We start from the raw sequence: 19,562 nt of genomic DNA, 5'->3' as shown, positions 1-19,562 counted from the left end.
CCTTCAGCCCGACCTTGACCAGCAAGTCGAACAGGCGGGTCTTCTTCTCCGCATCCATTGGGTCGATCAGGGCCTGATTGCCATCGCGCAGATCAGTCGAAAGCCAGCGCGGCGGCCGGGTGATAGTACGCGACGGCCATTGGCGGTCGGCCAGGTTGATCTGGGGGAAAGGGCGGTATTTTACGGAAGGGTCACGCAGCATGGCTTCGGGTCTCGCAAATTTCGCTGGTCGTCGTCTGGGGCGATCAGGTCCCTTAGGCGGGTCGCGCACGCCCAAGGCGCGCGGCGAGGGTCGCGCCTAAGGGCGCGTAAGTCGAAGCAGCGAAAGGCGAAGGGCCTGCGTCATTGTCTGTTCGCCTAGCGTGGCGGCGGGCCGCATGTCCAGCCCGGATTTTCCGGTCACTTCTGATCGAACCAGGCGTCCATCGGGCTCTTCGGCAGGAACCACAGGATCGCGACCGCAGTTGCGGCCGCCACGCCAAGCCATGGTGTGATGAAGCTGAGCGGAATGCCCGCCGCATAGATGCCGGTGGCGACCAGAGTCTTGCGGATGCCGCGGCGGTGATAGCGGTCCGCGGCGGGGCCTGCGATGCCGGTGGCGCGGATCGCGCGCTGCAGCGGGCCATAAGCGATTGCCGGCAGCAGCATCGTTACGAGATAGATGATCGTCGCATCGCGGCTGAAATGCTGCTCGCCGAGATAGGCGGTCGAGAAGGGCACCAGCGACAGAGTGAAGAGCAAGGCAAGATTGCCCCAGATCAGCGGGTTGGTGACCTTGGTCGCATGGCTGAACAGCTGATGATGGTTGACCCAGTAGATGCCGACATAGGCAAAGCTCAGCACATAGGCGACCGCAATCGGCCAGAGCTGCCAGAGGTGGTGCATGCCGGCCTCTTCCGGCGCCTTCAGTTCGAGCACCATGATCGTAATGATGATCGCGATCACACCATCGGAGAATGCCTCGACCCGACCGACGCCCGGGACGCCTTCCTGTCCGCCATCGGCGGGACGGCCGTCGTCGGTCAGTTCCGTCTTGCTCATCTCGTCCCCCAAGTCTCGCAGGCGACCCCACCGCGTTTCCGCGCGGTGGGGTCGTCATCACATCCGGGCCGCTATTTCTGAAAGCCGGCCGCAATCTTCAGCTTGATCTCGTCGGAGACAATCGGGACGCCGAAGCCGAGGCCGAATTCGCTGCGCTTGATCGTGCCCTCGGCTTCGAAGCCGACATTGTCCTTGCCGCCCATCTGTGGCGGGGTCTTGCCGGCGCCGTAGAAATCGACCTCGAGCGTGACCGGCCGGGTCACGCCATTCAGCGTGAGGTTGCCGGTCACCACCGCTTCGTCGTCATCCTTGACCTGAACCGAGGTCGAGACGAAATGAGCGGCGGCCGGATTGGGGCCGAAAAAGTCGGGCTTTCCGCCGGCGGTTGCCGGTGCCTTGAGCAGATGGCTGGTGAGGCCGGCGCTGGCGGTGGTGATCTTGCCGACCGGGATGGTGACATCGACCTTGGCCGCTGCGAGATTCTTGGGGTCGAGCTCCAGCGTGCCGGTAATGTCGCCGACCAGACCGAAATAGGGCGTGAAGCCCATATGATCGACCGACCAGCTGACCAATGTGTGATAGGGATCGGCCTGGTAGGTGCCGCCGGTCACCAGCGCGACGTTCTTGGACCCCGGCTTCTGCATGGCCTGCTGCGCGACAAGCGGGGTGGCGATGATGGCGGTGGCGGCGAGGAGGATCAGGGGAAGGCGCATCGGGTCGTCTCCAGACAAGGGAAAGGGGCCACGCCAGTCTGACGCGGCCCCTTCCACCACGCAAGCGCCGAAGCGGAAACGCTTAGTTCTTGTCCTTGTCCACCAGCTTGTTGGCGCCGATCCATGGCATCATCGCGCGCAGCTCAGTGCCGACCTTCTCGATCGGGTGCGCCGCGGCCCGCTTGCGCGCGGCCTTCAGCTCGGGCTGGCCGGCGCGGTTGTCGAGCACGAAGTTCTTCACGAAGCGGCCGCTCTGGATGTCGTCCAGCACGCGCTTCATCTCCGCCTTGGTCTCGCTGGTGATGATGCGCGGGCCGGTGGTGATGTCGCCATATTCGGCAGTGTTGCTGATCGAATAGCGCATATTGGCGATGCCGCCTTCGTAGAGCAGGTCGACGATCAGCTTGGTTTCATGCAGGCATTCGAAATAGGCCATTTCCGGCGCGTAGCCGGCTTCGGTCAGGGTTTCGAACCCGGCCTGGATCAGATGGGTGATGCCGCCGCACAGCACGGCCTGCTCGCCGAACAGGTCGGTTTCGCATTCCTCGCGGAAAGTGGTCTCGATGATGCCCGACCGGCCGCCGCCGACGCCCGAGGCATAAGCGAGCGCGATGTCATGCGCATTGCCGCTCTTGTCCTGGTCGATCGCGATCAGGCAGGGGACACCGCCGCCGCGGACATATTCGGAGCGCACGGTGTGGCCCGGGCCCTTCGGCGCGATCATGATCACGTCGAGATCGGCGCGCGGTTCGATCAGGCCGAAATGCACGTTGAGGCCGTGTGCGAAGGCGAGGGCGGCGCCCTGTTTCATATTGTCGTGATAGTCGGCGGCATAGATCGCCGCCTGATGCTCGTCGGGGGCGAGGAACATGACGATGTCGGCCCAGGCCGCGGCGTCGGCATTGGACTTGACCGCGAAGCCCGCGTCGATCGCCTTTTTGGCGGTGGCCGAGCCTTCGCGCAGTGCGATGGCCACGTCCTTGACGCCGCTGTCGCGCAGATTCTGCGCATGGGCATGGCCTTGCGAGCCATAGCCGACGATCGCGATCTTCTTGTCGCTGATGAGGTTCAGATCGGCATCGCGATCGTAATAGACACGCATAGTTATAAGCTCCCTCGGTCGATTGATGGCGTCATGCTGAACTTGTTTCAGCATCCAGGCGCGGCCGATTGCCACATGGGCGTCGCCCTTTGGTCAGATGACCGCGCATGGACCCTGAAACGAGTTCAGGGTGACGATGATTTCTGGCTAAACCGGTTCTTTCCCCCGGGCGATGGCGACGATGCCGGTACGGGCGACCTCGATCAGGCCGACCTCGCGCATCAGGGTGATGAAAGTGTCGATCTTCTCGCGCCCGCCGGTCACTTCGAACACGAAACTGGAGGTGGTCGCATCGACCACGCGGGCACGGTAGACATCGGCGAGGCGTAGCGCCTCGATGCGGTGATCGCCGGTGCCGGCCACTTTCACCAGCGCGAGTTCGCGTTCGACGTGCGGGCCGAGCGCGGTCAGGTCAGTGACCGAGTGGACCGGGATCAGCCGGTCGAGCTGAGCCAGGATCTGCTCCATCGTCTCGTCCGACGCGCTGGTCACGATGGTGATCCGGCTGACCGCATGATCGGCGGTCACATCGGACACGGTCAGGCTTTCGATGTTGTAGCCGCGCGCCGTGAACAGGCCGGCGATCCGCGCCAGGATGCCCGGTTCATTGTCGACCATGATCGCCAGCGTGTGACGCTGCGTCGTTTCCGTCTTGATGTGCATCAGACCAGCGCCTTCGCTTCGTCGTCCATTTCGCCGGTGACTTCATTGGCCTGAAGGATCATTTCGGTATGCGCCGCGCCCGACGGGATCATCGGGAAGCAATTGGCCAGTTGACTGACCATGCAATCGACCAGTACCGGCCCGTCATGGGCGAGCATGTCAGCAATGCTGTCATCGAGCTGATCCGGCCGTTCGATCTTGATGCCCTTCCAGCCATAGGCTTCGGCGAGCTTCACGAAGTCGGGCAGGGAGTCGCTGTAGCTTTCGGCATAGCGGCTCGAATAGGTCAGTTCCTGCCACTGGCGGACCATGCCCATATATTGGTTGTTGAGGATGAAGATCTTGACCGGCAGGCGATATTGCGTCGCCGTCGCCAGTTCCTGGATGTTCATCTGGATCGAGGCTTCGCCGGCGATGTCGATGACCAGCGCCTTGGGATTGCCGAGCTGCGCGCCGATCGCGGCGGGCAAGCCATACCCCATCGTACCGAGCCCGCCCGAGGTCAGCCATTTGTTCGGCGCCTCGAAGTCGAAATGCTGCGCGGCCCACATCTGGTGCTGGCCGACCTCTGTGGTGATGATCGGCGCCTGCTTGTGCGTCGCCTCCCACAAGGCACGGATCGCGCGCTGCGGCATGATCTCGGTCGCGCTGTCCGTGAAGCTGAGGCAGCCGACCGCGCGCCAGCCCTCGATCCGCCGCCACCATTCAGCGAGGTCGGGCTTGGGATGTCGCCGCGCCTTGTAGACGCGGATCATGTCCTCAAGCGCATGGCCGACATCGGCGACGACGGCCAGGTCGATGCGCACCGTTTTGTTGATCGACGAGCGGTCGATATCGATATGCACCTTGCGACTGTTGGGGCTGAACGCGTCGAGGCGCCCGGTCACCCGGTCATCGAAGCGCGCGCCCATCGCGATCACCAGATCGGCCTGGTTCATCGCCCAGTTCGCTTCATAAGTGCCGTGCATGCCGAGCATGCCGAGCCACTGGTCCGACGAGGCCGGGAAAGCGCCCAGACCCATCAGCGTCGAGGTGACCGGCGCGCCGGTGATGCGTGCGAGTTCGCGCAGCAGCTGGCTGGCCGCGGGACCCGAATTGATGATCCCGCCGCCGGTATAGAAGATCGGCCGCTCCGCCGCCGCCAGCATGTCGACGACCTGCTCGATCGCCGACTGGTCGGCCTTGACCTGCGGGCGATAGGTCTTGTGCTTGATCGGGCCGGGCTTGGTGTAGCGCGCGGTGGCGACCTGAACGTCCTTGGGGATGTCGACCACGACCGGGCCGGGACGACCCGAGGTCGCGATATGGAATGCCTCATGGATCACCGCGCCGAGCTGGGCGGGGTCCTTCACCAGATAATTATGCTTGGTGCAGTGGCGCGTGATGCCGACCGTGTCGGCCTCCTGGAAGGCATCGGTGCCGATCAGCGCGGTCGGCACCTGGCCGGTGATCACGACCATCGGGATCGAATCCATCAGCGCATCGGTGATGCCCGTGACGGCATTGGTCGCGCCGGGGCCGGAGGTGACGAGCACCACGCCGGGCTTGCCGGTCGAGCGGGCATAACCCTCCGCGGCGTGCGTCGCCGCCTGTTCATGGCGCACCAGGATGTGCTTGATCCGCTTCGAGCGGAACAGCGCGTCGTAAATGGGAAGGACCGCACCGCCCGGATAGCCGAACACGACTTCCACCCCGAGATCGCACAGCGCCTCGACGAGGATATCGGCTCCACTCTTCTCGGTCATGACTCGTCCTTCAGTTCGGCGTCTTGGGTTGCAGCGCAACAAATGCAATGCGAAGCGCGCTGCTAGGGATGGATAATGCGGCCGTCAACCTCAATTGTGTAATCTAGTTTCAATTTCGTCGATCAGCCTGTTCGAATCTGTCTCGGCCGTTCGTGGCCACATAGCGGGAGGTTGATTCCGAAACCATGTAAATTGTCGCTTGGCGTACTGACGGGTGGCGAGGCGGGCGCGGGTCAGTGCTTCGTCGCGGCCGATCTCGCCGTTCAGCATGGCGGCGATTTCGGGAACGCCGATCGCGCGCAGCACGGGGGCGAGTGGCGGGAGGTCAGTACGGGCAAGCAGGGCCTCGACTTCGGCGATCGCGCCGTGGTCGAACATCCAGGCGAGCCGCATGTCGCAGCGATCGAGCAACCAGTCGCGATCGGGCAGCAGGATCGTCGCGGTCAGGCGGACGGCATTGCCGATGCCGCCGGTCTTGTCGCGCTGCCAGTCGGCGAGCGGACGGCCAGTGGACCTGACGACCTCAAGCGCGCGGGCGACGCGGGTCGTATCGGCGGGGGCGAGACGCCCGGCCGCGCCGGGATCGGCTCCGGCCAGCAGGCGATAGGTCTCAGCGACCGGCAAGGCGCGGATTGCCTCGCGGATCGCCGGGTCGATCGGCGGGACCGGCGCGATGCCGTCAAACAGGGTGCGGATATGGAGGCCGGTGCCGCCGACCAGCACCGGCAGCCGCCCTGCGGCGTGCGTTTCGGCGATCACTTGCCGCGCATCGTCCGCCCAGTGCGCGGCGGAGCTGCTCTCGGCACCGTCGACATAGCCGAACAGGCGGTGCGGCACGCGCGCTTCTTCTTCAGCGGTCGGCCGGGCCGAGAGGATGCGCAGATCGGCATAGATCTGCGCCGAATCCGCATTGATCACCACGCCGTTATGGCGTTCGGCGAGGCTCATCGCCAGCGCGGACTTGCCGCTGGCGGTCGGCCCTGCAATGAGCGCCACGCGGGGCAGGAGCTCCAGATTCGGGGATTGGGCCATGTTCATCGCGACGCTGATAGCACCGGGGACACTGGCCGGGAGCGATATTTCCACCGCCGCCGATGTGCTCGGGGAGGCCGGTTGCGAGCCCGGCGCGACGAACTGGATCGATGAGGGCTTTGCTGCCGATATCGGCTTCACCGGCGATCCGGCCGCGGCGCGCGAGGCGCTGGAACGCAATTGCCCGGCGATGGATGTGGTCGTGCAGCCCACCGAGGGGCGCGCCAAGGCGCTGCTGGTCGCCGATATGGATTCGACCATGATCACGGTCGAATGCATCGATGAACTGGCCGATTATGCCGGGATCAAACCGCAGATCGCCGAGATCACGGAGCGGGCGATGCGCGGCGAGCTCGATTTCGAAGCGGCACTCGATGCGCGGGTCGCTTTGCTCAAGGGGCTCGACGAAGCGGTGATCGAGCAATGCCTGGCCGAACGCGTCGTCATCATGCCCGGCGCGGTGCCGCTGATCCGTACGATGCGCGCGCGGGGTGCGCTGACCATCCTCATATCGGGCGGCTTTACGCGCTTTGCCGAGCCGGTGGCGACAATCATCGGCTTCGACCGCGCGATCGCCAATGTACTTGAGGTCGCGGACGGCACGCTGACCGGCACGGTGACCAAGCCGATCGTGGGGTCCGACACCAAGCTGCAGACCCTGCTCAACGCCGTGTCGGAGCGCGGGCTGGCGGCCGATCAGACGCTGGCGGTGGGCGATGGCGCGAATGACCTGGCGATGATCAAGCGGGCGGGGCTGGGTGTGGCTTATCGTGCCAAGCCGATCGTCGCGGCGGCGGCGGCTGCGCGCGTCAGCCATAATGATCTCACCGCGCTGCTTTATGCGCAGGGCATCGCCAAGGCGGATTGGGTGACGGAGTAAGAGCAGCCTGGATCTATCGCAGCACAGCAGTCAAAACGCTCATCGCGGCGATAAACCCAAGGTCGCATATCACGATCCAATATCGGCGCGGTTCGGCTTGCCTGAGAACAGGTTGATTTCTCAGATAGATGCGGCCGGTAGCAAGGGCGTGAAGTGCCATGAAGGCAATAATCGCAATCACAATCCAATGTATGATCACGCCTCATTTCTTCTTGCGGAGCCGAGTAGGAGCGTCGCTTTCTATGGTCCGACCGGCACGCAGGGCTTGACCGCACCGCAGGCGCGCGATGCTTCGCCGTTCGAGGCGAACGGCCCGACCAGCAAGCGGGTGAGCGCGCCGCTCTTCACATAATAGGGCTGGCGGCCGGCAAAGCGGCCGGCGACCTGGCCCCATAGCTTGCGGGCATTGTTGGGGTCGCCGAACGCACCGAGCTGCACGCGCCATTTGCCGGTTGCGGCCGGACGGGGCGGTGGTGCCTGTGTTGCAACCGGCGCCGGACGGGGTTTCGCCCGCACCGGCGGTTGCGCCGGGGCCTCGGCAACGGGGCGGGGGGCGGCGTTGTCGTCATAGGAGGACGGCGGCACGTCGGTTCCTCGTATCGCGGTCTGCGCCCCCGAGCCGGACATTTCCGGCGGCAGTTGCGGCCGCGCATATTCGGTTTCGTACTGGCGTGCCAGGACCAGGCCCTTCTGGCGCTGATCCTGCGGAATATATTGGTCCATCTGCGCCTGCACGGTTGATGCCTGTGGCAGGCCGGAGGCGGCGGAGCGGACCATCAGCGCATAGGCGCGCGGCCAGTCGCGCGGCACGCCGTCGCCATTGTAGAGCATGGTGCCGAGCACGAGCTGCGCGCGCGGTTCGCCGCGCATTGCCGATTTTTCCAGCCAGGGCAGTGCTTCGGTGCGCTTGCCGCCCTGAAACAGGATCAGGCCGTAATTGGTCTCACCCTGAACATGGCCCTGCAGCGCGGCCTTGCGGTACCAGCTTTCGGCCATGACGATATCCGCCGGCACGCCGCGGCCGAGCTTATAGGCCTGGCCGAGATTGAACTGAGCATCGGCATCGCCGGCGATCGCCGCTGGACGCCATTCATCGACCGCCTTCTTATACTCGCCGCGACCCCAGGCATCGACGCCTGCTTTCACGTCGGCTGCCGCGGGCACGGCCAGCGCGATGAAGATACCGGCAAGTCCCAAAGCCACCGGACGAAGCGTGCTGCGCATAATCTCTTCCATCTCCGCCACACCACTTGAGGGCGATAATGCGCCCTAACGCAAAATTGGCAAAGATTTCGTTAACCATATCGTACCGAAACGGGGCGCGCGCGTTCCGGAATGCCCTTCATCCGCCTCATCCGCGCCGCTCCCCAGCCCGTTAACCGGTTCTTGACGGGTCACATGCCATTTCAGCCTCTGGATTTTAGCGGGAGTTCAGGGGACACATGCGCGTTCTCGCGATGGCATCACAGAAAGGCGGGTCGGGCAAGACCACGCTGTCCGGGCATCTGGCCGTTCAGGCACAGCTGGCCGGCGCCGGCCCGGTCGTGCTGATCGATATCGACCCGCAGGGGTCGCTGTCCGATTGGTGGAATGAGCGAAGTGCCGAATATCCGGCCTTTGCGCAAACAACGGTGGCGCGGCTTGCCGCCGATCTGGAAGTCCTGCGCCAGCAGGGATTCCGATTGGCGATGATCGACACGCCGCCCGCCATCACCATGGCGATCCAGAGCGTGATCCAGGTCGCGGAGCTGATCGTTATTCCGACACGGCCGTCGCCGCATGACCTGCGCGCCGTCGGTGCCACGGTCGATTTGTGCGAACGTGCCGGCAAGCCGTTGCTGTTCGTGGTCAACGGCGCGACGCCCAAGGCCAAGATCACGTCGGAAGCCGCGGTCGCGCTGTCGCAGCACGGCACGGTGGCCCCGGTCACGATCCATCACCGCACCGATTTCGCAGCATCGATGATCGATGGCCGCACGGTGATGGAGGTCGATCCCAATGGTCGCTCCAGCCAGGAAGTCGAGGCGCTCTGGACCTATATCTCCGATCGGCTCGAGAAGAATTTCCGCCGTACCGTCTTTGCCGCCCCCCAGGCGGTCAATGGTTATGGCCAGCAGCGTCCGGCCGCCGGTGGCTTCGGCCGCCGCGTGATGAGCTGAGGGAGGGCCTGGCATGATTGGACAGCCCAAGCCCTTCGCATCGCTTTCCTCGACCCTGCTCGCCCGCAAGGGTACGGCGCGCCCCGCCATGCGCCCGCAGGGCTTTGGCGGCTTCGGGGCGCTGCAGACACAGGACGATCTCGGCTGGAACGATATGGGCGACCCGCATGACGGGCATGGTCATCATGACGTGCCGCCCGCCGTGCCGCCGGTGCTGATGCAGCGCGAAGCACTGCAGCGCGAGATGATCGGCGACGAATTCGATGCGCCGCCGGTCGCGGCAGCGCCGTTCTTCGACTCGTTCGAGAACGAGTTCGAGGAACCCGAGCAAGACTATGTGCCGGCGATAGAATCTGTCCTGGCTGTAAAGCCGGTGCGCACCGTCGAAGCATCGGCGGAGGCGGCTCCGCTTGCGATACAGCCTCCGGTCGCGGTGACGCCGCTTGTCGCAGCGGTACCGGCCCCGGTTGCGGCGGCGACAGATATCGCGGAGGCCGTTCCGGTCGCCGCCACGCTGCCTCCGGCCCGCGCGGCCCAGATCGTTCGCGAGACCAGTGCCAAAAAGGGCAAGGCGGCGTTCACGCTGCGGCTCGATCACGACCGTCATTTGCAGCTGCGCCTGGCAAGCGCGCTCAGGAACCGTTCCGCCCAGCAACTCGTCACCGAGGCGCTGGACGCATTTTTCGAAACCTTGCCCGAGGTGACCGAGCTGGCGAACCAGCTGTCACCACCGGCCGCACGTTGATCGATTTGGGGGATATCCGATGAAGACCCGGGCCTTGTTCACCGCTGGAATGTCCGCTCTCGTGCTTGGCGGTACGGCGTTCGTCGGCGCCGCTGGGCCGGGGGGCATCGCCACCGCCAGCACGCGCGAGGACAGCAACGTCGAACGGGCCGCCGCCCGGGAAATGGCGACGGCGCGTAAGGCCTATGGCAAGGGCAAGTACAACCAGGCGGTCGCCCATGCCGAAGCAGCGGTCGGTTTCGGCCCGCAGGTTGCAAGCTATCGTATGCTGCTCGCGCAAAGCTATCTGCGCGCCGGCCGGTTCAGCTCCGCGCGTCAGTCCTTTGCCGATGTCCTGGCGCTCGAGCCGTCGAACGGCGGGGCCGCGCTGCAGCTTGCGCTGACCGAGATCGCCGAGGGCAATTGGGACGGCGCCCGCCGCACGCTTGATGCCAATGCCTCGATCATTCCGGCAAGCGACCGCGGCCTGGCCATTGCGCTGGCCGGTGATCCCGGCACTGCCGTCGACGTGCTGGTCGCCGTGGTCCGGACGCCCGGTTCCGACGCCAAGGCCCGGCAGAATCTGGCGCTGGCGCTGGCGCTGGCCGGGCGCTGGCAGGATGCCAAGACGCTTATTGCAGTCGATGTCGCGCCCGCAGAGGTCGACAAGAGGATCATGGAATGGGCGAGCTTCGCGCGCCCAACCTCGGCTTACGACCAGGTCGCGACCCTGCTCGGCGTGACGCCGGTCCAGGACGCTGGCCAGCCGGTTGCGCTGGCGCTCAACATGCCCAGCGGTACCGCGATGGCGAGCAGCGCTCCGGCCGAGACGGTCGCGCCGAGCCAGCCCGTCAATTCAGTCGCGGTCGCGGCCGAGACCGCCATGCCTGCCACGACGCCGGAAACATCGGTTGCCGCAGTGGCTGCGCCGGCCTCCTATGTCAGCTTCGGTCCACGTCAGGAAATGGTGCAGTCGATCCCGGCACGCGTTGCCCGCATAAAGGCAGAAGCACGCGATGTGCCCGGTGCCGCGGTCAGCCCGATAGCAGCCCCGAAAATGGCCCCGAAAGTGGCCAAGGCCGTCACCGCCAAGCCCAAGCCGGTCGTCGGTGCGGCAGTGGCGCCGCGCGTCGTGGCCAAGGGTGATTTCTTCGTCCAGCTCGGCGCGTTCGAAAACGCCGCCGTTGCCAGGGACGCCTGGAGCCGCGCTGCCCGGCGCGAGGCCGGTTTCGGCGGCCAGAAGCCGTCCGGCATGCCGATCAAATCGGCCGCCGGCAGCTTCTACCGCCTGTCGGTCGGCGGCTTTGCCCGCAATGACGCCGATGCGCTGTGCAAAAGCTACAAGGCGAAGGGCGGCACCTGTTTCGTGCGCGCCGGTGCCGGCGATCAGCTGGCCAGCTGGGTCAAATAACCGCCGGTGCGTGCCGGATAACAGCAGCCCGGATTATAGTAGTTCTGCGCCGCCCTTGAACAGGCGGCGCACCTTGCCCTGAACCGGCAACCCGTCGAACGGCGTGTTGCCGGCGATCGCAACCATATGGTCGGCATCGATCAGCCATGGCGCGTCGGCATCGAACACCATCAGGTCGGCCGGCATACCCGCCGCCAGCGTGCCGGTTTCAAGCCCGAGTATGGCGGCGGGATTGGCCGAGAGCAGAGCGATCAGCCGCTTGATCGTGATCACGTCGTCGCGCACCATGCCGAGCGCAAGCGCGAGCAAGGTTTCCGCACCGGCCATGCCCGGCGCCGAATCCGCGAAGGGCAGGCGCTTTTCTTCCGGCCCGCGCGGGTCATGTCCCGAACACAGCACGTCGATCGTCCCGTCGGCCAGTGCCTGGAGGCAGGCCTGGCGGTCGCTTTCGTCGCGCAAGGGGGGTGAGAGATGCGTGAAGGTGCGGAAGTCGCTCATTGCGATGTCGGACAGCAGAAGATGGGCAGGGGTGATGCCGCAGGTGACCGCGACCCCGCGGCGTTTCGCCGCGCGGACAAGGTCGAAACCGGCGGCCGTCGTCACCTGGCGCAGATGCAGCCTGGCGCCGGTCTCCTCGGCCAGCATCACGTCGCGCGCGATCGCCAGAGCCTCGGCAATCGCCGGCGCCGAGGGCAGGCCCATCCGCGTCGCGGTTTCGCTCGAGGTCGCGACCGCTTCACCGACCACACCGCCATCCTCCGGATGCGCGATGACGGTCAGCCCGAGATCGCCGGCATAGGCGAGGACTTTATGCATCACGCCCGAATCCGCGATCCAGCGTTCGCCCGTGCCGACCGCCCGGGCGCCCGCGTCGCGGTTGATTGCCATTTCGGCGAGGTCCTGGCCGGCGAGGCCCCGGGTCGCGGCGGCGATCGGGTGGATCCACAGGCCAGGACGACCGATCAGCGCGGCGCGCTGCACAACGCCGGGTTCATCAAGGACCGGGGTCTGGTCCGGCATCAGGCCGACCCGAACGATGCCGCCGGCATGGCAGGCGGGAATATCGATCGTGAAGACGCCGAGATCGACAATCGCCGGCGCGAGCGTCGCGCCCTTGCAGTCGATGATGTCTGCGTCCTTGGGAACCTTGATGTCGCCGCTCGCCGCGATGGTTTCGCCACGGACCAGCACCGCGCCCTTGCTGGTGCCGGCAACGGGGCAGATCAGTGTGGCGTTGGTCAGGGCAAAAGTACGGCTCATGACCAGCCTTTCACGCGACGCGCGCGGCGCGTCAGCACATCGAGACAGGCCATGCGCACGGCGACGCCCATTTCGACCTGTTCGGTGATCGCCGAATGCACCACATGGTCGGCGACCGCCGAGTCGATTTCGACCCCGCGGTTCATCGGGCCGGGATGCATCACCAGCACATCGGGCTTGGCCCGGGCGAGGCGGGCGAGAGTCAGGCCGTAGCGCAAGTGAAATTCGCGGTTGGAGGGGATGAAGCCGCCGCTCATCCGCTCATTCTGCAGCCGGAGCATCATCACCACATCGGCGCTCTCAAGCGCCTGGTCGAAATCGGTGAAGGGCGTGACGCCCATCCGCTCCATTCCCGCCGGCATCAGTGTGGAGGGCGCACACACGCGGACCTCGGCGGCGAGCGCGGTCAGCGCGAGGATATTCGAGCGCGCGACGCGGCTGTGCAATATGTCGCCGCAGATCACGACGCGCTGTCCGGCCACCGATCCGCGCCGGCGGCGGATGGTCAACGCATCGAGCAAAGCTTGCGTCGGATGTTCATGCCGTCCGTCGCCGGCGTTGAGCACCGGGCAATCGACCTTGTCGGCGATCAGCCGCACCGCGCCCGAACTCTGATGACGAATGACGATCACATCGGCGCGCATTGCGTTGAGCGTCATCGCCGTGTCGATCAGCGTCTCGCCCTTTTTCACCGAGGACTGGGCGGCGTGCATGTTGACGACGTCGGCACGCAGTCTTTTGCCCGCGATCTCGAACGAGAGGAGAGTGCGGGTGGAGTTTTCGAAAAAGGCGTTGATCTGAGTCAGGCCGCGTAGCTGCTTGTGGCTCTTGTCGCGGCTGCGATTGCTGTCGATCCATTGTTCCGATTCGTCGAGCAGGAACATGATCTCATGCGGCTGCAATCCGTCGATCCCGGTGAGGTGCCGGTGCGGGAAAACGGCGCTTCCGGCGAATTGGGAAGCGGGGCGATGATCTGAGGCTGACATTAAAGGGATCGGGTAGCGGGGGTCGGGCCGCGGCGCAAGGCTCGGTTTGGATTGTCGGACAGGGTGATCGCGTCATGAGAAATCGCCCCGCTTCCCTGTTTGCCGAAAGCGTTGATATCAGCCCGGCAAGAGTGAGATGGCCGATCCTGCACCATGGTTGAATCGCCGCCAGCGACCAGGCCGGGGGAACTGAGCGGGGGGAGATATGGGACACCGGTTGTTGCATATCTTGTCCCGCCGCTACCTCGACGGAAAAATCATATAATTCGTTCTATATCAGATATTTAAACTATATCGTTAGCTTGGCCCGCTGCACGACGTGGGGAGAGACGCACGGTGCCCTAGGCGCTCACCAGCGCGTCGATCGCGCCCTGCAGGATATAGGCGGCGGCCATCTTGTCGACCAGTTCGGCGCGTTTGGCGCGGCTTGCGTCCTGTTCGATCAGGGTGCGGGTGACAGCCTGGGTCGACCAGCGTTCGTCTTGCAGGAAGATCGGCAGGCCGAGATCCTCCATGTTGCGGGCAAAGGCGCGGCTCGACTGGCTGCGCGGGCTTTCACTGCCGTCGGTCAGGTTGAGCGGCAGGCCAATGACGATGCCCTTGACCTGCTGCTCGGCGATCAGCGCGGCGAGGGCAAGCTTGTCCTTCTGGAACTTGGTGCGACGGATGAGCGAGGCGGGCGAGGCGAAGCTCCAGCCAGCGTCGCACAAGGCGGTGCCGATCGTCTTGGTGCCGACATCGAGACCGATCAGCCTGCCGCCGGTCGGGAGGGCCTCAATAAACGCCAGGCGGTCGGTGGTGATCATTGCGCCCGGAACGCCGCCAGCCGCCGCACGGCGTCGGCGCGGATATTGGCCCAGAACAGGCCATAGTCGTAGACATGGTAATTATTGCCGGGCAGCACATAGCTGCCCATGTTCGGCCCCGCACCGATCAGCAACAGGCCGCGGCCGGCACAGCGTGCCGGCACCTGGCCCGCGACGATCGTCGCGCTGCCGAGGTCGGCCGAAGGAAGCAAGGTCCCGAGATTCGCGGTTGCCGGTGCCGTGGCATCGGCGGTGCCGGTCAGCGGATTGGTGCAGACCATCGGCGTGCCCTTGCGCGGCTGGCCGTTGAAGCCGGTCGTGGTGTCGAAGGTATCGATGATCAGCGCGGGCTCGGCCGGCTCGGCGAAACTCTGCCACGACAACAGGCACCCGGCCTGGTCGGCGCGTGTGCATTCGGGAAGACCCATCAGAGGCAAGTCAGTGGTGCGCGACACTGGCCAGCCGACGACATAGGCCGCGACGATACGCCGCGCGAGCGGGGTGCCGGCGATGCGGTCACGCAACAAGCGGGTGAGGTGAAGCGCCCCCTGGCTGTGCCCGGCAAGAATGATCGGGCGGTCGCCGGCTTCCTTCAGAAACCGGTCGAAGGCGGCGATGATGTCGCGATAGGCGAGATCGAGCGCCTTTTGCGCTTCGGCCTGGCTGGTCAGGAAAGCGCCAAAGGTTGCCTGACGATAGCGCGGCGCCCAGATCGCGCCGCTTTCGTTGAAGGCCGTCACCTGGCCGCGCAGGAACAGAACGGCACGATCATTTGCCTCGGCATCGTCGAGTGGCGCGTTCCAGTGAGATTTGCCGAGATAGGAAGTGGGGTGAATATAGAAGATCGCGGCAGCGGGCGCGGCGGCGGCCTTGTAGCCCGCCGGTGTCCAGAGCGCCGGATTGCCGCGCTTATCGGGTCGCGCGATCCATAGCTTCGGGTCGGCATAGGCATTGGCGGGTTGCGCTGGCAATGGCTCGAACTTCGCGCTTGGCACCGTTGTGAGGCGGATCAGCTGCGGTCCCCAGAGCCGGAAGGCGAAGAGCGACGCTATCGCCAGCACGATAAGGATCGCGATGACGTAGAGGAACTTCCGGGCCAAGCGCCAAACTCCATTGTGCCAGGTGAGCATTGCCGCCTGGCGGGATAATCGCATGCGCCGTGCCTGATGAAGGCAGGGCTTGCAATCGCGAAGGCCGAGCGGGTCTCGATCAAGCAAGACCAAGGGCACAATCAACATACGCGCCGTACCACGCCATCCGGCCTTTATCGGCGAGGTTCCGGCAGGAGAACCGTTCGAATAGGTTGCGTCGGCGCGGGGCGCTCTGCTAGCCGCACCGGCATGTCAGTCGATATCGCAACCGTCAAAAAGATCGCGAGCCTTGCCCGCATCGCGATCACCGAGGAAGAGGCTGCGCGTATCGCGCCCGAACTCGACAATATCATGGGCTGGATCGAGCAGCTGGGCGAGGTCGATTGCACCGGCGTCGAGCCGATGACCGCAGTCATCCCCAACCATCTGCGCCTGCGCGACGACGTCGTTACCGACGGCGGCGTGCGCGACGAGGTGCTGTCCAATGCGCCCCAGGCCGAACACGGTTTCTTCACCGTGCCCAAGGTGATCGAATAATGACCGACCTGACTGATCTGGGCGTCGCGGCGATCCGCGACGGGGTGCGTACCGGTGCCTTCTCGGCGCGCGAAGTCGCCGATGCGTTCATCGTCAAGGTGAGCCAGGCAAAGGCGCTCAACGCATTCCTGGTGGAAACCCCCGACCATGCCATCGCCGCCGCCAGGGAAGCGGATGCTGCGCGGGCCTCGGGCGATGCGCTGAAGCCATTGGCAGGCGTGCCGATCGGCATGAAGGATTTGTTCTGTACCAAGGGCGTCGCCTCAACCGCGGCCAGCCATATCCTTGAAGGCTTCACCCCGCCGTACGAATCGACCGTGTCGGGCAAGCTATGGGAGGCCGGCGCCGGCATGCTCGGCAAGCTCAATATGGACCAGTTCGCGATGGGGTCGTCGAACGAGACCAGCGCGTTTGGCAATGTCATCTCGCCGTGGCGGCGCTCGGATGGCGGTAATGCGCCGCTGGCGCCCGGCGGATCCTCGGGCGGCAGCTCGGCGGCGATCGCGGCGCGGCTGTGCCCGGCGGCGACCGGCACCGATACCGGCGGCTCGATCCGCCAGCCCGCGGCCTTTACCGGCATTGCCGGGATCAAGCCGACCTATGGGCGCTGCTCGCGCTGGGGGGTGGTGGCGTTCGCCTCGTCGCTCGACCAGGCCGGGCCGATGGCGCGGGACGTGCGCGACTGTGCGATCATGCTTGAGGCGATGTCGGGCTTCGACCCGAAGGATTCTACTTCGCTCGAGCTTGAGGTGCCGAAATGGGAGCAGGGCCTGTCGGGCAATCTGCGCGGCAAGCGCGTCGGTATCCCGAAGGAATATCGCGTCGACAATATGCCGGCCGAGATCGACGCCTTGTGGCAGCAGGGCATCGACTGGCTGAAGGATGCGGGCGCGGAGATCGTCGAGGTTTCGCTGCCGCACACCAAATACGCGCTGCCGGCCTATTACATCATTGCGCCGGCCGAGGCGTCGTCGAACCTCGCGCGCTATGATGGTGTGCGCTACGGGCTGCGTGACCTGCCAGAAGGCGCGAACTTGCAGGATATGTATGCAGCGACCCGCGCGGCCGGCTTCGGGCCGGAGGTCAAGCGCCGCATCCTGATCGGCACTTATGTGCTCTCGGCTGGATTCTACGACGCCTATTACACTCAGGCGCAGAAGGTGCGGACGCTGATCTCGCGCGATTTCGACCGGGCCTGGGAAAGTTGCGACCTGCTGCTTACGCCGACCGCGCCGTCTGCGGCGTTTGCGCTGGGCGAAAAGCTCGCCGATCCGCTGGCGATGTATCTGAACGATGTGTTCACCGTGCCGTCGTCGCTTGCCGGCTTGCCGGCAATGTCGGTACCGGGCGGTCTCGACATGGGCGGCCTGCCGCTCGGACTGCAGATCATCGGCAAGGCGCTTGACGAGCAGAGCGTGCTCAATGCCGGCCTGGCGCTTGAGGAACGCGCCGGGTTCGTGGCGCGGCCGGAGGCGTGGTGGTAACGCCGGAGGGGTTTTACGCCCGCAACCTCGAGGTGTTGCGCGAGGCTCAGACGGCGCTGAATGTGGCGTTCGGCGCGATCCTCAGCGCCTATATCGGCAATTCGCTGGCCGAGATCGATAATGGCCCGTTCGACCATACGGCACTGGCGAAGTTCTTCGTGTTCATCGCCATCTTCATCATCGGGCTGTGCGTCGGCAATAGTGTGATCCTGCGTGGCGAGTTCCGCCTTGGCGTGCTATTCCTGATCATCGCGGCGGGCGCTGCGGTCGCCGCGCACAGCCAGGGGCGCTCGCTTGGTTTCGAAGTTGCCATCCTGCGCATCCTGGCCGGATGCTGGGTCGGTGCGCTTCTCGGCAGCAATGCGGTTTTGACCGCAATCCATTATATTCATCATCGGAATCGGAAATGAGCGACTATCGCATTCAGGGCGCAACCGGCGAGTGGGAGGTCGTGATCGGCCTTGAAGTCCATGCCCAGGTCACCTCGAACGCCAAGCTCTTCTCGGGCGCTGCGACGACATTCGGTGCGGAACCGAACACACAGGTGTCGCTGGTCGACGCAGCGATGCCCGGCATGCTGCCGGTGCCGAACCGTGAGTGCATCCGCCAGGCGGTGCGCACCGGCATGGCGATCGATGCGCAGATCAACAAATGGTCGCGCTTCGACCGCAAGAATTACTTCTATGCCGATCTGCCGCAGGGCTATCAGATCAGCCAGCTCTATCATCCGCTGGTCGGCGAGGGCGCGATCGACATCAGCCTCGACGAGAAGAACCCCGATGCCAGCGGCAAGCGGATCGGCGTCGAGCGGATTCATGTCGAACAGGATGCCGGCAAGCTGATGCATGATCAGCATCCGACGCGTTCCTATGTCGACCTCAACCGTTCAGGCGTCGCGCTGATGGAGATCGTGTCCAAGCCGGACATGGCTTCTCCTGCAGAAGCAGGAGCTTACGTCCGTAAGCTTAGATCGATTCTACGCTATGTCGGGTCGTGCGACGGCAATATGGAAGAGGGATCGATGCGCGCCGACGTCAATGTCAGCGTGCGCAAGCCGGGCGATCCGCTGGGCACGCGGACCGAGACCAAGAATGTCAATTCGGTCCGCTTCGTCATGGCGGTGGTCGAGCAGGAAGCGCGCCGTCAGGTCGATGTCCTGGAAGAGGGCGGCCGTATTGTCCAGGAAACGCGCCTGTACGATCCCGACCGCAACGAGACGCGGTCGATGCGCTCGAAGGAAGATGCGCATGATTACCGCTACTTCCCCGATCCCGATCTGTTGCCGCTTGAACTCGACGACGCGTTTCTCGCCGAATGCCGTGCGAGCCTGCCCGAGCTGCCCGACGCCAAGCGCTCGCGCTATCAGGCGCTTGGCATCACGCCTTACGGCGCAGCGGTGCTGACCGCGGAGGTGGAGAATGCCCGCTGGTTCGATACGCTGCTCGACGCCGGCGCCAAGCCGGTCGCGGCGGCCAATTGGGTGACGTCTGAACTGTTCGGCGCACTTAACCGGCTCGGCAAGGGACTCGACGAAAGCCCGGTCAGCCCGACCCAGGCGGCCGAACTGCTCGGCCTGGTTGCGGATGGCACCTTGTCGGGCACGCTTGCCAAGCAGGTGTTCGAGGTCATGCTCGAAACCGGGCAGGGGGCAGGAGCGATCGTCGAAGAGCGCGGCCTGAAGCAGACCAGCGATACCGGTGCGATCGAAAAGGTCATTGCCGATGTCATGGCCGCCAACCCGAACCAGCTGGAGCAGTATCGCGGCGGCAAAGAGGCGTTGTTCGGCTTCTTCGTGGGACAGACGATGAAGGCGATGGGTGGCAAGGCCAATCCGGCGGTGGTCAATGAATTGCTGAAAAAGGCCCTGGGCTGAACCAATCCATGCCCTGACGCGGTTCTTGCCGTGTCCCGCGCCAGTGTTAATCTCC

Annotated in this window: 19 protein-coding genes and 1 pseudogene; 8 read left to right on the top strand and 12 right to left on the bottom strand. The window is 65.0% G+C overall.

Annotation, left to right across the window (positions count from 1 at the left end; all coding sequences use genetic code 11):
* From ACRECS_RS22640 to miaA, 7 genes and pseudogenes are all read right to left on the bottom strand, one after another.
* Positions 1–202 (bottom strand): annotated as a pseudogene (locus tag ACRECS_RS22640) (2-isopropylmalate synthase); the annotation flags it as partial.
* 197 nt (positions 203–399) lie between these two features.
* Positions 400–1,041: a TMEM175 family protein gene (locus ACRECS_RS22635; protein ID WP_187763184.1), complete on the bottom strand. Its 642-nt coding sequence runs from the start codon at positions 1,039–1,041 to the stop codon at positions 400–402.
* Positions 1,042–1,112: 71 nt separating this feature from the next.
* The gene (locus tag ACRECS_RS22630) at positions 1,113–1,754 is read right to left on the bottom strand and encodes a YceI family protein (RefSeq protein WP_431585225.1); all 642 of its coding nucleotides are present in this window, start codon (positions 1,752–1,754) and stop codon (positions 1,113–1,115) included.
* Between the two features lie 82 nt (positions 1,755–1,836).
* Positions 1,837–2,856, bottom strand: a complete 1,020-nt coding sequence (gene ilvC / locus ACRECS_RS22625) for a ketol-acid reductoisomerase (protein WP_431585224.1) — start codon at positions 2,854–2,856, stop codon at positions 1,837–1,839.
* A gap of 147 nt (positions 2,857–3,003) precedes the next feature.
* Positions 3,004–3,519, bottom strand: a complete 516-nt coding sequence (gene ilvN, locus ACRECS_RS22620) for an acetolactate synthase small subunit (protein WP_431585223.1) — start codon at positions 3,517–3,519, stop codon at positions 3,004–3,006.
* On the bottom strand, positions 3,519–5,264 hold the full coding sequence (locus tag ACRECS_RS22615; RefSeq protein ID WP_431585222.1) for an acetolactate synthase 3 large subunit: 1,746 nt from the start codon (positions 5,262–5,264) through the stop codon (positions 3,519–3,521). Before ACRECS_RS22615 ends, ilvN begins: the two co-directional genes overlap by 1 nt.
* A 90-nt stretch (positions 5,265–5,354) precedes the next feature.
* Positions 5,355–6,302: a tRNA (adenosine(37)-N6)-dimethylallyltransferase MiaA gene (gene miaA / locus ACRECS_RS22610; RefSeq protein WP_431585221.1), complete on the bottom strand. Its 948-nt coding sequence runs from the start codon at positions 6,300–6,302 to the stop codon at positions 5,355–5,357.
* Between miaA and serB the strand changes: the two genes are divergently transcribed.
* Complete coding sequence (serB, locus tag ACRECS_RS22605) at positions 6,295–7,176, top strand: phosphoserine phosphatase SerB (RefSeq protein ID WP_431585220.1); 882 nt, start codon at positions 6,295–6,297, stop codon at positions 7,174–7,176. The two genes, miaA and serB, sit on opposite strands and share 8 nt — an antisense overlap.
* A 240-nt stretch (positions 7,177–7,416) precedes the next feature.
* Here serB and ACRECS_RS22600 read toward each other — a convergent pair whose 3' ends face one another.
* Complete coding sequence (locus tag ACRECS_RS22600) at positions 7,417–8,400, bottom strand: SPOR domain-containing protein (protein WP_431585219.1); 984 nt, start codon at positions 8,398–8,400, stop codon at positions 7,417–7,419.
* Between the two features lie 218 nt (positions 8,401–8,618).
* Here ACRECS_RS22600 and ACRECS_RS22595 point away from each other — a divergent pair, with 218 nt between their 5' ends.
* From ACRECS_RS22595 to ACRECS_RS22585, 3 genes are read left to right on the top strand one after another with little or no spacing between them, the layout of a single operon-like run.
* On the top strand, positions 8,619–9,335 hold the full coding sequence (locus ACRECS_RS22595) for an AAA family ATPase (RefSeq protein WP_431585218.1): 717 nt from the start codon (positions 8,619–8,621) through the stop codon (positions 9,333–9,335).
* 13 nt (positions 9,336–9,348) lie between these two features.
* Positions 9,349–10,080 carry a hypothetical protein gene (locus ACRECS_RS22590; RefSeq protein ID WP_431585217.1) on the top strand — a complete coding sequence of 244 codons (732 nt, stop codon included), beginning with the start codon at positions 9,349–9,351 and terminating at the stop codon, positions 10,078–10,080.
* 19 nt (positions 10,081–10,099) lie between these two features.
* Positions 10,100–11,470: a tetratricopeptide repeat protein gene (locus tag ACRECS_RS22585; protein ID WP_431585216.1), complete on the top strand. Its 1,371-nt coding sequence runs from the start codon at positions 10,100–10,102 to the stop codon at positions 11,468–11,470.
* A gap of 33 nt (positions 11,471–11,503) precedes the next feature.
* Here ACRECS_RS22585 and ACRECS_RS22580 read toward each other — a convergent pair whose 3' ends face one another.
* The 4 genes from ACRECS_RS22580 to ACRECS_RS22565 all read right to left on the bottom strand — a co-directional run bounded on the left by ACRECS_RS22580 (position 11,504) and on the right by ACRECS_RS22565 (position 15,622).
* Complete coding sequence (locus ACRECS_RS22580; RefSeq protein ID WP_431585215.1) at positions 11,504–12,730, bottom strand: dihydroorotase; 1,227 nt, start codon at positions 12,728–12,730, stop codon at positions 11,504–11,506.
* Positions 12,727–13,716, bottom strand: coding sequence for an aspartate carbamoyltransferase catalytic subunit (locus ACRECS_RS22575; protein ID WP_431585214.1), 990 nt, complete (start codon positions 13,714–13,716; stop codon positions 12,727–12,729). The genes ACRECS_RS22580 and ACRECS_RS22575 overlap by 4 nt, the downstream gene beginning before the upstream one ends.
* Positions 13,717–14,057: 341 nt before the next feature.
* Positions 14,058–14,522, bottom strand: coding sequence for a Holliday junction resolvase RuvX (gene ruvX, locus ACRECS_RS22570; RefSeq protein ID WP_431585213.1), 465 nt, complete (start codon positions 14,520–14,522; stop codon positions 14,058–14,060).
* Entirely contained in the window at positions 14,519–15,622 is a 1,104-nt protein-coding gene (locus tag ACRECS_RS22565; protein ID WP_431585212.1) for a DUF3089 domain-containing protein, read from the bottom strand. Before ACRECS_RS22565 ends, ruvX begins: the two co-directional genes overlap by 4 nt.
* Positions 15,623–15,862: 240 nt before the next feature.
* Here ACRECS_RS22565 and gatC point away from each other — a divergent pair, with 240 nt between their 5' ends.
* The 4 genes from gatC to gatB are packed head-to-tail and all read left to right on the top strand — an operon-like array spanning position 15,863 to position 19,507.
* Complete coding sequence (gene gatC, locus ACRECS_RS22560) at positions 15,863–16,150, top strand: Asp-tRNA(Asn)/Glu-tRNA(Gln) amidotransferase subunit GatC (RefSeq protein WP_431585211.1); 288 nt, start codon at positions 15,863–15,865, stop codon at positions 16,148–16,150.
* Positions 16,150–17,634, top strand: coding sequence for an Asp-tRNA(Asn)/Glu-tRNA(Gln) amidotransferase subunit GatA (gatA, locus tag ACRECS_RS22555; RefSeq protein WP_431585210.1), 1,485 nt, complete (start codon positions 16,150–16,152; stop codon positions 17,632–17,634). The genes gatC and gatA overlap by 1 nt, the downstream gene beginning before the upstream one ends.
* The gene (locus ACRECS_RS22550; protein WP_431585209.1) at positions 17,625–18,044 is read left to right on the top strand and encodes a hypothetical protein; all 420 of its coding nucleotides are present in this window, start codon (positions 17,625–17,627) and stop codon (positions 18,042–18,044) included. Before gatA ends, ACRECS_RS22550 begins: the two co-directional genes overlap by 10 nt.
* Entirely contained in the window at positions 18,041–19,507 is a 1,467-nt protein-coding gene (gene gatB, locus ACRECS_RS22545) for an Asp-tRNA(Asn)/Glu-tRNA(Gln) amidotransferase subunit GatB (RefSeq protein ID WP_431585208.1), read from the top strand. The genes ACRECS_RS22550 and gatB overlap by 4 nt, the downstream gene beginning before the upstream one ends.
* Positions 19,508–19,562 lie beyond the last annotated feature (55 nt).

This window comes from Sphingomonas sp. (assembly GCF_050725575.1).
Lineage (GTDB): Bacteria > Pseudomonadota > Alphaproteobacteria > Sphingomonadales > Sphingomonadaceae > Sphingomonas.
Note: the sequence above shows the minus strand (reverse complement) of the source record. Positions and strands in the feature narration are given on the sequence as shown.